General features: G+C 36.1%; 14 protein-coding genes. 8 read left to right on the top strand and 6 right to left on the bottom strand.

Features of this window, described 5'->3' with window-relative positions:
- Positions 1–19 precede the first annotated feature (19 nt).
- From MKY94_RS13655 to rpsD, 4 genes are all read right to left on the bottom strand, one after another.
- Positions 20–412, bottom strand: a complete 393-nt coding sequence (locus MKY94_RS13655; protein WP_342577214.1) for a hypothetical protein — start codon at positions 410–412, stop codon at positions 20–22.
- A 165-nt stretch (positions 413–577) separates the two neighbouring features.
- Positions 578–973 (bottom strand): hypothetical protein, encoded by a 396-nt coding sequence (locus MKY94_RS13650; protein ID WP_342577213.1) that lies wholly within the window; start codon positions 971–973, stop codon positions 578–580.
- 151 nt (positions 974–1,124) lie between these two features.
- Positions 1,125–1,298 (bottom strand): Fe3+ hydroxamate ABC transporter substrate-binding protein, encoded by a 174-nt coding sequence (locus MKY94_RS13645; protein WP_342578687.1) that lies wholly within the window; start codon positions 1,296–1,298, stop codon positions 1,125–1,127.
- Between the two features lie 447 nt (positions 1,299–1,745).
- Entirely contained in the window at positions 1,746–2,348 is a 603-nt protein-coding gene (rpsD, locus tag MKY94_RS13640; RefSeq protein WP_144535344.1) for a 30S ribosomal protein S4, read from the bottom strand.
- Between the two features lie 146 nt (positions 2,349–2,494).
- On the opposite strand from rpsD, the gene MKY94_RS13635 reads away from it, so the two are divergent.
- The 3 genes from MKY94_RS13635 to megL all read left to right on the top strand — a co-directional run bounded on the left by MKY94_RS13635 (position 2,495) and on the right by megL (position 5,846).
- Positions 2,495–2,647 (top strand): hypothetical protein, encoded by a 153-nt coding sequence (locus MKY94_RS13635; protein ID WP_154310360.1) that lies wholly within the window; start codon positions 2,495–2,497, stop codon positions 2,645–2,647.
- A gap of 70 nt (positions 2,648–2,717) precedes the next feature.
- A complete protein-coding gene (locus tag MKY94_RS13630; protein ID WP_342577212.1) occupies positions 2,718–4,577 on the top strand; it encodes a sensor domain-containing diguanylate cyclase in 1,860 nt (619 codons plus the stop codon).
- A 90-nt stretch (positions 4,578–4,667) separates the two neighbouring features.
- On the top strand, positions 4,668–5,846 hold the full coding sequence (gene megL, locus MKY94_RS13625; RefSeq protein WP_342578686.1) for a methionine gamma-lyase: 1,179 nt from the start codon (positions 4,668–4,670) through the stop codon (positions 5,844–5,846).
- A gap of 68 nt (positions 5,847–5,914) precedes the next feature.
- Here the strand turns inward: megL and MKY94_RS13620 are convergent, their stop codons facing one another.
- Complete coding sequence (locus MKY94_RS13620; protein WP_342577211.1) at positions 5,915–6,394, bottom strand: GAF domain-containing protein; 480 nt, start codon at positions 6,392–6,394, stop codon at positions 5,915–5,917.
- Between the two features lie 14 nt (positions 6,395–6,408).
- Complete coding sequence (hisJ, locus tag MKY94_RS13615; protein WP_151113533.1) at positions 6,409–7,206, bottom strand: histidinol-phosphatase HisJ; 798 nt, start codon at positions 7,204–7,206, stop codon at positions 6,409–6,411.
- Positions 7,207–7,353: 147 nt separating this feature from the next.
- Here hisJ and ezrA point away from each other — a divergent pair, with 147 nt between their 5' ends.
- The 5 genes from ezrA to MKY94_RS13590 all read left to right on the top strand — a co-directional run bounded on the left by ezrA (position 7,354) and on the right by MKY94_RS13590 (position 13,551).
- Positions 7,354–9,054 carry a septation ring formation regulator EzrA gene (ezrA, locus tag MKY94_RS13610; RefSeq protein ID WP_151113535.1) on the top strand — a complete coding sequence of 567 codons (1,701 nt, stop codon included), beginning with the start codon at positions 7,354–7,356 and terminating at the stop codon, positions 9,052–9,054.
- 107 nt (positions 9,055–9,161) lie between these two features.
- Positions 9,162–10,295 carry a cysteine desulfurase family protein gene (locus MKY94_RS13605; protein WP_151113537.1) on the top strand — a complete coding sequence of 378 codons (1,134 nt, stop codon included), beginning with the start codon at positions 9,162–9,164 and terminating at the stop codon, positions 10,293–10,295.
- Between the two features lie 5 nt (positions 10,296–10,300).
- Complete coding sequence (thiI, locus tag MKY94_RS13600; protein WP_151113539.1) at positions 10,301–11,503, top strand: tRNA uracil 4-sulfurtransferase ThiI; 1,203 nt, start codon at positions 10,301–10,303, stop codon at positions 11,501–11,503.
- 81 nt (positions 11,504–11,584) lie between these two features.
- Complete coding sequence (locus tag MKY94_RS13595) at positions 11,585–11,785, top strand: alpha/beta-type small acid-soluble spore protein (protein ID WP_144535358.1); 201 nt, start codon at positions 11,585–11,587, stop codon at positions 11,783–11,785.
- Between the two features lie 185 nt (positions 11,786–11,970).
- A complete protein-coding gene (locus MKY94_RS13590) occupies positions 11,971–13,551 on the top strand; it encodes an acyl--CoA ligase (RefSeq protein ID WP_151113541.1) in 1,581 nt (526 codons plus the stop codon).
- Positions 13,552–13,560: the final 9 nt, after the last annotated feature.

The raw sequence follows: 13,560 nt of genomic DNA, 5'->3' as shown, positions 1-13,560 counted from the left end.
AACAGACTCTTTCTTATCACTAATTAATAAACATTCGATACTTTTCAATAACAGCCTCTGTTAAATGCTCTTCTTTTGTATATTCAGTAAATGAATCGAAATCTCCACAACCCAATATAAGTTCACAACTCTCTGGGTGAAGCATAATCCCTTTAGACTGGACTACATATTCTTTATTTATCGGTTCTATATGGAAGTGCTTTCCATCACCATAATCGTGTGCTAAACGAATCAACTCAGTACCTAATCCGAGTAATGCATTCTTACTTAGAGTAATTTGTACTCTACAATTCGTTGTTATATCATTTCCGCTACTATCCATAACGGTTACTAATCCAATGTTGTCTCCTGTTATTTCAAAAGCTTCTTCTTTATCAAAATCGTTATCTAAATCGATAATGTATTCAGACATAATTATCCCACACCCGTTCTAATATATGTTTTAATTTTCCCTAATTTTTTGTTCAACTAAACTGCTTCTTTAGTTCAATAAGAAATGTGGATTTTCTCCTTCTTGCAGTAAAGCACCCGTTAGTTGAAGAAGAAAAGTGAAGCTTATTAACCAATCGCGCTCGTTTTATTTAATCCTTCCTTTTCCTACAAGCTGATATTCCACTTGGTTGCTAATTTGATTTAATTCATAAGCATAACCATAACCTTTATCTATTCTAAAAGAGCTAGCGCTTATCATATACTCTTCACCTTCTTTAATAAGGTTGTATACCATTGCATCCTCAATAAATATCTTATAACGTTCCCTATTACCTTCGTCTTCAGCGGCGTTGTACCCGATAATCCACATTTCCGTATATTCTCCTGCTTTTGTATAATCGTGTTTGGTTTCAACTTTAAAAAGAGCCATACTAATGCTTTTGTTTATTTCGGAATTGGAACTTGAGAAAAAGAAGAAGTACGACATTACAAGTATCGTAAAAGCCAAAAATCCGATTAAAAATTTCTTAGTAGTAAACACCTTTAATTCCCCCTCGAGTTAAGCAATCTGTCCCAATAGTTGAACGCAAGTTTCAAAGAAAAAGCTCCCCTAAAGGGAGCTTCTGATTCTGATAAAGCACCCGTTAGTGGAAGAAACTCTTTAGTCTATTGTGTCAATAAAGTACAATATATTAAATATTAATTTTCGTTGAACACTCTTTACAGATAAACTTGCCTTCTAGATTCAAATAAGCTTTGATTTCAGTAAATCCTTTTCGCTTTGGATATCGCATTTGGACAAATACTTCTTCATCGCCCTTGATTTCTTTATTACACTTCATACATTTTGGAATTATTAGCGTCATCATATTACCCCCTACTATTTAATACCGCTAACTCTCTACTTTAATACAGTTGAAATAAATAGAAGTTCCAATTTCAATAAAGATTTCGACTGGAAATCAACAGAAGTTCATTCTTCCTTATTCAACTAAACTGCCGCGTTAGTTTAAGTGTAACATTTCACAAACAGAACTACCTCATGAAAAATCAACCCTAGCCTTTTACAAAGCCTTATTAAAAAAGCACCTCGATTAGAGATGCTTTATGTTTTGCCCTAATTCACTTACACATTCCTGTACATACGCCGCCATTTTTCATTTTTATTAGCCCCATTTATAGCCCCAACTAGCCCCAATAACCTGCTTTTATATGCTTTATCCTGCATTGTTGAGAAAAAGAAAAAAGCCCCAAACCCTTGATAAATAAGGGTTTCGAAGGCTTTTAACATCACTCTTTGCAGAGCAATAAGATTAACGAGAGTAGAACTCAACGATAAGAGCTTCGTTGATTTCAGCTGATAATTCGCTGCGTTCTGGAAGGCGAACGAAAGTACCAACTTTGTTGTCTGCGTCAAATGTAAGGTATTCTGGTACGAAGTTGTTTACTTCGATTGATTCGTTTACAACGTCCAAGTTTTGAGATTTTTCACGAAGTGAAATTTCTTGACCTGGTTTTAAGCGGTAAGAAGGAATATCAACACGTTTACCATCAACCATAACATGACCGTGGTTAACTAATTGACGAGCTCCACGACGAGTGCGAGCAAGACCTAAACGGTATACAATGTTATCAAGGCGAGTTTCAAGAAGAATCATGAAGTTTTCACCATGTTTACCTTGCATTTTACCAGCTTTATCAAACAAAGTACGGAATTGACGTTCGTTTACACCGTAAGTGTGACGAAGTTTTTGTTTTTCTTGTAATTGAAGACCGTACTCAGTTAATTTTTTACGTTGGTTAGGACCGTGTTGTCCTGGTGCGTATGGGCGTTTTTCTAATTCTTTACCAGTGCCACTTAGTGAGATACCAAGACGACGTGATAATTTCCATGCTGGACCTGTATAGCGAGCCATGAAAGACTCCTCCTTTGTATTGGTTTTATTTTGTTGTAAAATAAGAACCAGATGCATTCAGAAAAGCAGCCATTTCGTTTTCATGTATCATCGCCCTAGCAGCCGAGGGTTACGGGATACACCATCTATATACATAGAGGAACAAAATGAACAATCTAATCCATACAACTGCTGCATTTATTTTACACAAAGATTATTGTATCTTGCAGGAAACAGAAAGTCAATCATATTCGTTTGAACTCATCATATTTAAATTGTTTTTGGAGATAGAATATATTGACAATCAGGTAGTTTTATAGTCAAATTGAATTATAAGTGTTTTGGGCTAAAAGTATCATGTTTTCTCTTAGAAAGCTGAGAGGTGTATAAATGGACAATCAAATAGACTTAACGAAGTTTAAAGGTAAAGTGTTTGACATATGGACAGAATTTGCGTTTAGCCATGAGTCTAGTGCTAAATGGTTCGAGGATTTTAAAATTTTATTAGCCGAATTTTTTGATGTGAAGTATGCCGGCTATTATATACAAGATGCACATACATTTATTCAATTGAAATGGAATCATTCACTCTCCAAGAAAAGAGAAGCCATTAGATGGCATGAGATAGAGGGTTTTTTCTACGAAAAAGATTTTGCAGAAATTCCTTTTATAAGAAAAGAGGAAAAACTGAACAGAGAGGTTTCTATTCTCTTAAGAGATGAAGAAAACGTTATACTCGGAATGCTTATGATGGACCTAACTGAAAAATGGGAGAGATTTTCTCAAACACCAGATGTAAATGAATTTATTGCCATTGTAAGTAAACTAATCAAGGTTATTCGAAAGTCAGTTTATCTCACTCAACAAGAGCACCAATATCGAAATCTATTTAATGTTACAAAGATGTTCCACTCGACTCTAGAAATTGACCAAATTTTACAAGGGACATTATTTGCCATTCATGATGCGTTTCCTGACTTTGGCACGACTCTAATACTATCGAATGATCTAGATCGTAAAACTTCTGTTCCTTATAAGTTGTTTGATTATACAGCGGAAAGACCTGCTACAGTAGAAGCATATGTGTCAGGGGAGATAACTTCCGATTTAGTAGAAGACCTAGAAATGAGACAGCTAAACGTACCGATTAAAGGAAAGCAGGGGAACTATGGGATTTTACAAGTTTCCACCCCTCTAGATTATTTGTTTTCTTATAGACAGAAGGAGTTTATCACGATGCTTGCTGCCACGGCGGGAAATGCATTGGAAAATGCGAAGTTATTTATCCAATCTCACCGTCTAGTAGGTGACTTACAATTAATAAATGAAACTACGCATAAGTTAAATATGAATTTATCGCAGGGTGAAATGGTTATTTTTTTAAGAAATCAACTGATGAAATCCTTTCAACCAGAGCATGTGTGCTTTGTATTTATAGAGGATGAAGAATATTCTATAAATGCAGCAAGTTCGGATTATTTTTATACAATAGAAGGTCAAATGTATATCCAGCACGTGGGCAACCAATTTAAAAAAATGAAGGATTCTCTGTTTATAGCTGACTTCAATCGGATTAGCAATGCAAATGTTGCATATCGATCTCTAGTGGCAATTCCTTTGAGAGAACAAGATACTATTACTGGATTTAGCATTGTATTGCATAGTGAGCCTTACTATTTTTCCTTTGATAGTTTCAAATTAATGCAATCATTAATACAGCATTCCTCTTTAGCACTTAGTAACTCAGCGCTTCGTCATAAGCTTCAAGAAATGGTTGATCGAGATCATTTGACGAATCTCTACGCTAGAAGCTATTTAGATAGGTATGTAGAGGAATCTATGGAGAAGGATACAAGCGGGACATTTGTATTAATGGATATTGATAACTTCAAACAAATAAATGACACACATGGTCATCAAATAGGGGACAGCATTCTTAGGCAAATTGCTACCGTTATTGAGAAGCAAGTTGAAAAATTAGGGATTGGTGCACGTTGGGGTGGGGAGGAGCTTGCTCTATATTTTTCCGAAATGACTCTTGAAGAAGGGAAAAAAATATGTAAATCTCTTTTAGAAATAATTCCTATATATACAAATCCAAGTGTAACTGTGTCTATCGGTGTTTCGTTATGGTGTGAGGACGGCGAAATGAACTTCCACAATTTGTTTCATCATGCTGATACCGCGTTATATGAGGCAAAAAATAATGGTAAAAACCAGCTCTGTGTTTATAAGGCAGACCACTTCTAAGAGTAGCTGCCTTTTCTTTTTTTTAATAAATGTGTACACTATTGTTGTAAGCGTTTACAAAAGGGGTGCACTATTTTGGGAAAATCATCAATGGAAAAAGAAACATTATTAATTCATCAAGGGTATACGACAGAAAATCATCACGATAGTTTAGCTGTTCCGTTGTATCAAACTTCTACTTTTGCATTTGAGAATGCTGAGCAGGGTGCAAGACGATTTGCAGGTGAGGAAGCAGGCGGAATATACTCTCGCTTAGGGAATCCAACTGTTAATGTACTGGAACAAAGAATGGCTGCAATTGAAAATGGAGAGGGAGCGCTTGCCTTTGGGTCGGGGATGGCCGCAGTGAGCACAATCCTAGTACATTTAACAAAGGCAGGTGACCATATTCTATGTACTAGAGGTATTTATGGTTGTACATTCGGCTTACTCAACATTATGAAAGAAAAATACAATATTACACATAGTTTAGAAAAATTAACGACAGAAGAAGAGATTGAAGCTTCTATTAAACCGAATACAAGTTGTATTTATATCGAAACACCGATTAATCCAACAATGGAAATTGTAGACATTGCTTTAATCACGAACATTGCTAGGAAGCATAATATTCCAGTAGTAGTAGATAACACCTTCTGCTCTCCATATATACAAAATCCTTTGGACATAGGAGCGGACTTTGTACTGCATAGTGCAACGAAATACATTAATGGACATGGTGACGTAATAGCTGGACTTCTGGTTGGAAAGAATAAAGAAGAGATGGATAAAATCCGCTCAACAGTTCAAAAGGATTTTGGTGGAATCATTTCTCCGTTTGATGCTTGGCTATTAATTAGAGGGTTAAAAACTTTGCATGTAAGAATGGATAGACATTCAAAAAATGCAGAAGAGGTGTTCTCATTTTTAGCATCGCACCCTTCAGTAGAATCCATTTATTATCCTTTCGATGAGAAAAATCCTCAGTATGAGGTAGCAAAGAAACAGATGAAAAGTGGGGGGGGACTTATTTCTTTTGCAGTTAAAGGAGGCAAAGAAAAAGCCCAACAGCTGATGAATGCTCTTTCCCTTATAAAGATTGCTGTTAGTCTTGGTGATGCAGAAACGCTAATACAGCATCCGGCAACAATGACACATTCTGTTGTACCGGAAAAAGAAAGAGTTGCAATGGGGATCACTGATGGATTACTCCGACTGTCTGTCGGTCTAGAAAACTCCGAAGATATAATAGAGGATTTAAAGCAAGCCTTTGATAATTTGAAGCTATAAAAAAGAGAGGATGGCCGTGACATAAGTCAGGGGCATCCTCTCCTAATATTAAAAAACAAAGTACTATCTTATATATGCTTAATAAGCACCTCTATAAATTTTTCTAAACCCTCTGCATCCTCGGAAGAAAAACGTTCTTTTATAGGGCTATCAATATCTAAAACTCCAACTAGTTTACTATCTTTTACTATAGGTACAACTATCTCCGATTGAGAGGCAGCGTCACAAGCAATATGACCAGGGAATGCGTGAACATCTGGAACGATAATCGTTTCCTGTGTTTCTGCCGCAGTACCACAAACGCCTTTACCCAGCTGTATTCTTACACAAGCAGGTAATCCTTGGAATGGTCCTAGTAGAAGACCGCCGTCTTCTACTAAATAAAATCCAACCCAATTGATTTGGTCAAAAAATTGGTTTAAAAGTGCTGCAGCATTACTTAAGTTAGCGATCACATTTTTTTCGCCTTCTAATAGAGCATCTAGCTGCTTAGATAATAATGAATAATTAGCTGATAAGTCAGTTGAATAGTTGGTTGTTTGAAACATATTGATTCTCCATTCTACAATATATTACTTATAAGATTATAATGCTGATGTAAATCTTTTGCTTGATGTGCATCTGATCCGAACACTAAAGGTATTCCTAATTTTTTTGCTAGTGACACGTATGGAAGTGGCGGATAACTCTCTTTACAAAAGGGCTTAGCAAAGCCAGCACTATTTACATCTAACTCCATATTTCTATTCTTTATTTCTACTAGTATAGCTAAAATGTCCTCATGATCGTCAAGCGTTTTGGGAAGGGCGTGCTGAAACTTATGAGCAAGCGTAATATGCCCAATTCGTTTTGGCTTAAATATTCCTAAGTCGCTCGTTATTGAATCCATCACCGTTTTGTAATACAATTTATAGACAGACATAGGATTACCTAGTTTTTGAACAAATTTTAGAAAAACTTCTTTAGAATAATCGATACATACATAGTCATCATGATCGAGTAAGAAATGTACGGATAAAATCGAATCATCTAAATATTTGCCATAAATGTTTAGAAAACTAGTAGTTTCAAGTTCGAAGCCTGTAATATAGTCAATTTCCAAACCTGTAGATATAACAATATCTTGTTTGTATTCTTTTTTCAACTGATCTAGATCAAACAGATATGCCTCAAGTAGTTTTAAGTCCATGCCACTATCTTTGTCTGGAGTAGGGTCTTTAAAATTAGAAGGCAACGGAGCATGCTCGGTAAAGGAGATTTCGCTAGTTCCAGCTTGTATAGCCTTCTCAATATATTGATGAAAGCTATCTAGAGATCCATGTGGGCAGTATGGTGTATGTATATGTCCATCTTTTATCATTATTACTAGCTCCTTTTGACAAAAGTAAAATATTTTTAACATTTCCTAGGTTTATTCTTCTTTTATGAAACAATAACATAAAAAGCATGGTAATATATAGAGTAAGATAAGATTAGAACTTTTTGATTTTGGAACAGGGGGCTTACGATGAGGTATATCATCCCAGCAGTCATTGTACTTTTAGTAATAGCAATCATTGCATTTATCATACGAAAAAAACATCATACAGAAATTGCTCGATTGGAGCATGAAAAGCACCAAATTCAAAACAAGCCTATTTTAGAAGAAATGACGAAAGTTAAACAACTGAATATGAATGGGCAGACAGAGGAAATGTTCGAAAGATGGCGCAATACCTGGACAGAGGTTATGGATGTACATATGCCTAAGATAGACGTTCTTCTTTTTGATGCAGAAGAATATGTAGATAAGTTCCTATTTATGAAAGCCACCAAAATCGAAAAAGAACTTCAAATTTTAATATCCTCTTGTGATGAAAAAATGTCAGGCATCATTAAGGAACTCGAAGAACTGATCGGTAGTGAAGAAAAGAATAGAATTGAAATAGAACAACTGAAAGAGCAGCACCGAGCGGCAAGAAAAACATTACTTGCTCATCAATATTCCTTCGGAGAAGCGGCTCCTGCTCTAGAAGCAAAGTTAGAATCCTTTCTTCCACTTTTCGAGGAATTCGATCATCTAACTGATACTGGTAACTATTTGAGTGCTAGAGAAATAGTGATTAATATTCAAGACGAAGGACAAAAATTCTTTCATAAAATACATGAGATTCCAACATTACTGAGCGAAATTCAACATAAGATTCCAGCTACTATTCATGAATTACGAAATGGTCAAAAAGAAATGGAAGCAAGCTCTTACTACTTGCAACATTTAGAAATGACAAAGAAGTTAGATGGATTAGAAGCGGAGCTTGAAGAATTGAAAGCCTCTATTGTGGAACTCGAGGTTAGTAAGCCATTGACTCGTGTAGAAGAGATTAAAGAAGAAATAGAAACTTTCTATGATTTATTGGAAAAAGAAGTATTGGCTAAAAAGTATGTGGATAATTATAAGGATCAAACCGCTATACGATTAAAAGAAGTAACGAGTGCTACTAAAGCGATAAACGAAGAAGCGACATACGTTCAACAAAGCTATCGTTTACCTGAAAAAGAAGCTGAAATCCCTCAAAGCTGTCTAAAAGAGCTGGAGGAACTTAATAAGAAGTTTAGCCTTCTAGCTCAAAGAGTTGAAGAAGAAAAATCTGCTTATTCTAGCCTTCAAGAGGAGTTAAATGATATTGCTGAAGAAATCGATCGTTTATATGAAGAACAGGATCGTTTTGCAAATCGCTTAAAAAATCTTCGTATTGATGAAAATAAAGCTCGTGAAAAGCTAGATGATTTAAAAGTATTACTACATGATACAGACCGAATGATTCAAAAGGCTAATATTCCAGGAATTCCAGAAGAAATGGACGTCCGTCTAGAAGAAGCAGAAGAGCATATTTATGTTGCTATGCAAAGCCTACAGGAAGTTCCATTGAATATGACGTTAGTAGATGGCTATCTTGAAAAGGCTGAAGCTTGCATGGAAGAAGTACACCAAAAAGCTAAAGAAATGCTAGAGAATGTAGAGTTAACCGAAAAAATTATTCAATATGGTAACCGTTATCGTGCGACACATCCAAATGTCCATGCACGTTTACTCGAAGCAGAGGAAGCATTCAGACAGTTGCGCTATGCTAAGGCGTTAGAGGATGCGGCAACTGCTGTGGAAGAGGTGGAACCGGGAGCTTTAAAGAAAATCGAAATGATGATTAAAGAAGCAGCTTGGCGTACATAACAAATATCTGGCATTAGCTATTAATTACTTTATAAAATCAGATAGAAATGTAGACCACCTCACTACTTGTGAAGGTGGTCTTTTTCCTAAAAAGGAGAGAGAATACTTTGATTTATTTGGACAATAGTGCAACAACCAAGGTTCTGCCTGAAATAATGGATACCTTTATTGCAGTGAATGAAAAATATTGGGCAAATCCATCCTCCATACATGAATTTGGTCATAACACAAATGAGCTGTTACAAACAGCGCGCGAGCAGGTTGCAGAAATATTGCATACGTCAAGCTCGAAGATATATTTTACATCAGGAGGTACTGAATCAAACAATTTAGCTATTTTTGGGCTGGCTAACAAGTACAAATTCCGAGGGAAGCATATACTTGTCTCACAAATAGAACATCCATCTGTTTTAGAGGCAGCTAAACAGCTAAATACATTGGGTTTTGAAGTAGAATTCATTCCCGTTGATTCTACAGGAATCATTGATTTAGTTGAACTACAAAAGCTACTAAGGAAAGAAACATCTCTAGTTAGTGTCATGCATGTGAATAATGAAATAGGTACTATTCAACCAATAGAAGCTATTAGTAAAATGGTTAGAAGCAATAGTAAGGCTGTTATTCACATCGATGCCGTTCAGAGCTTTGGCAAATTACCGATAGATTTCATGCGTTATGATATAGATGCGATTACTATTTCATCTCATAAAATTCATGGCCTAAAAGGTTCAGGTTTACTTGCACTTTCTAAAACACGTGAAGTGGAGCCAATGATCCTCGGTGGCGGACAGGAAGCTGGAATACGTAGTGGCACTACACCTGTTCCTTTAGCAGTATGCACTGCTAAAGCAATTAGAATTGCTAGTGCCAGCTTAGAAAAAAATACAACGGAAATGAAGAGGTTAACAGAGGAGCTTGTTCCTTTTCTTCGTGGTTTCGAAAATATTAAGATTATTTCTCCAGATACTCGTGCTCCCCATATCGTTACTTTTTCTGTGCGTAAAGTTAAGGGAGAGGTTATAATCAATGCGTTGCAAAAAAGAAATGTGATTGTGTCGACAAGCAGTGCTTGCTCGTCTAGACAAACGAAGACAAGCCATGTGTTGCAGGCAATGCATATTTCAGATGATTATATTAAGGGAGTTATTCGGTTAAGTATTAGTACCTTAACAACAGAACAGGAAATAGATGCGTTTAAAAAAATATTCACCGAAGTGATAAATGTTATTAAAGGAGATTAAATGTTATGAAGTGGGAAAAAATATTAGTTAGGTACGGAGAGTTATCAACAAAAGGAAAAAATAGAAAGCAGTTTATCAATCATTTACGTAATAATATAAAATTTTCATTTGTGGATTTGCCTAATATAAAGGTTCATGCAGAAAGAGACCGTATGTTCTTAACTTCTTCTGATGATGAGGAAATTCAAGAGCTTATTAAACGTCTGCCTAAAATTTTTGGTATTCAATCCTTTAGTCCGGTTGCTTCTTGTACACAAGACATAGAAGATATTCAAAAAACTGCATTAGAGATTATGGAAAGTTTAGATACAGAGGATAAAACCTTCAGAGTTACGGTCAAGCGGACCGATAAACGATTCTCTATGGATACGTATGAATTGCAAACAACTGTTGCAAGTAATGTACTAAGAAATTATCCTTCTCTAAAAGTTCAAATGAAAAAGCCAGAAATTGATTTGCGAATTGAAGTTCTAGCAGATGCTGTTTATATGATGGCACAAGTAATTCCAGGAGCAGGAGGAATGCCATTAGGATCTAATGGTCGTTCATTATTGATGCTTTCAGGTGGAATTGACAGCCCTGTAGCAGGATACATGCTAATGAAGCGTGGGGTAAGATTAGACGCTATCCATTTTCATAGTCCCCCTTTTACAAGTGAGCGCTCAAAAGAAAAGGTTATGGATCTTGCCAATCAGTTGAGTCATTTCGGGGCAACTGTACGCCTTCATGTCATACCTTTTACAGAAATACAGCAAAGTATTCAAGCTCAAATTCCTGATAATGTTTCAATGACAACGACGCGCAGAATTATGATGAAAATTGCAGATCAAGTTCGTCTTGAAATTGGTGCATTGGGTATTGTAACTGGAGAAAGCTTAGGACAAGTGGCTAGTCAAACGCTTGAAAGTCTAACTGCAATCAATGCAGTAACTTCTACACCTATTTTTAGACCTTTAATATCAATGGACAAATTAGACATTATTGATATTGCCCGGGAAATAGGGACTTATGACACATCTATTCTTCCGTACGAGGACTGTTGTACTATTTTTACTCCATCATGCCCTAAAACAAAGCCGAAGCTAGAAAAAGTGGAATTCTACGAAAGCTTTAAGGATTTTGATGAACTAATAAAAGAAGCGGTTGAAAATAGAGAAGTTATTTCGTTTCCAAAGAAAAAAGAAAATGTTTTTGAAGAACTCTTGTAAAAATAACAAAATATACCTCATTTCTTGTGTACATAAAAAGAATGAAATCGACCATTCTAATTTCACAAGGAGGTGATTACAATGTCTTCAAACAACAGCAACCAACTTTTAGTTCCTGGTGTGAAACAAGCTCTTGATCAAATGAAATATGAAATCGCTCAAGAATTTGGTGTGAATCTTGGAGCAGATGCAACTGCGCGTGCCAACGGATCCGTAGGCGGAGAAATTACTAAGCGTTTAGTGCAAAAAGCTCAACAACAAATGAACGGTTTTAATAGCTAATAATATAAAAAGGAAGTCGGCAGTGAAAACTGTTGGCTTCCTTTTTCTATTTTAAGTAAGCCAAGATAAAGCCCCCTCAACGAATAAACTCATGCCATTATTTTTTTTGAAAAATAAAATTATTATTTGAAAATTGAGAAGAATCCCCTATACTTTATAGTAGAACAAGAAGGGGGAAATGATTCATGAACAAAGAAGATTTAATCGCACCATCACACTATAATTTAGTCAGCGAGTTTGAGAAGTATGGTTCAGATGAAAATAGGTTAGCTCTTATTTGGGAATCAGATAAAGGTGAAAAGAAACAAATCACCTATAAAAATTTAATCCTTCGAGCAAACAAAATTGCAAATGTATTTACTAACAAGGGCCTTAAAAAAGGCGATGTAGTGCTTATTATGGTACCTCGACTAATTGAAGCATATGAAGTTTATATTGCCGCTTTAAAAGCAGGTTTAGTCGTAATACCAAGCTCCGAAATGTTAAGAGCAAAAGATATTGAATATCGTTTATCACATAGTGAAGCAAAAGCGATTATATCTTACGAACCCTTCCTGTCTCAATATGAAGAGGTAAGGGATTTAGAGAGTAGGCTATTATTTGTTATAGGCCAAGGTCAAGAGCAATGGATTTCTTTAACAGATGAGATGGAGAAGGAAGAAGATAGTTTTCCTACAATAGATACATTAAAAGAAGATATAGCTTTCTTATCTTATACGAGTGGAACTACAGGTAATCCTAAAGGTGTTGTTCATACACATGGCTGGGCTTTTGCACATTTGCGTACTTCAGCTCCTAATTGGCTAGGTATTGAGGATGGGGACATTGTATGGGCAACTGCTAGTCCAGGATGGCAAAAATGGATTTGGAGTCCTTTCTTAGCTACTCTTGGTAGTGGTGCAACAGGATATGTATATAACGGTAAATTCGAACCGAAAGTATATTTGAAGAACATTCAGCAACATAAAGTCAACGTTCTTTGCTGTACACCTACAGAATATAGAATTATGGCAAAGGTAGAAGGGCTTGCAGATTATAATCTTTCTAGCCTTCACAGTGCAGTATCTGCAGGAGAGCCATTGAATAGAGAGGTTATTGAAACCTTTGGGAAATTATTTAACCTCGAAGTAAGAGACGGATATGGGCAAACTGAAAATACTTTGCTAGTTGGTACTATGAAGGGGATGGATGCTAAGCCTGGTTCTATGGGCAAACCTACTCCAGGGAATACTGTAGAGGTTATAAACGACCAGGGTGAACCTTGTGCTGCAGAAGAAGTAGGCGACATTGCTGTTCATATAGAAACTCCAGCTCTTTTTAAGGAATATTTAAAGGATCCAGAAAGAACCTCAATGCAATTTAGAGGAGAATACTATATAACAGGAGACAGAGCTAGAAAGGATGAAGACGGCTATTTCTGGTTTGAGGGAAGAGGAGATGACATCATCATTAGCTCTGGGTATACTATCGGACCTTTTGAAGTAGAGGATGCATTAACTAAACACACATTAGTACAAGAATGCGCAGTTGTTGGAAGCCCAGATGAAGTACGCGGTACGATTGTTAAGGCATATGTCGTGTTAAGAGATTCTTCCGTGGTGCCAACTGAGGAGCTAGTGAAGGAGCTTCAAGACCACGTAAAATCTCTTACTGCACCATACAAGTATCCTAGAGAAATAGAATTTATATCTGAATTACCTAAGACGACTTCAGGGAAGATCAGAAGAATCGAGCTTAGACAAAAGGAATTATTAAAGACTAAGTAAAAATTATAA

The sequence above is a fragment of the Psychrobacillus sp. FSL K6-2843 genome (genome assembly GCF_038626375.1).
GTDB lineage: Bacteria > Bacillota > Bacilli > Bacillales_A > Planococcaceae > Psychrobacillus > Psychrobacillus faecigallinarum.
Note: the sequence above shows the minus strand (reverse complement) of the source record. Positions and strands in the feature narration are given on the sequence as shown.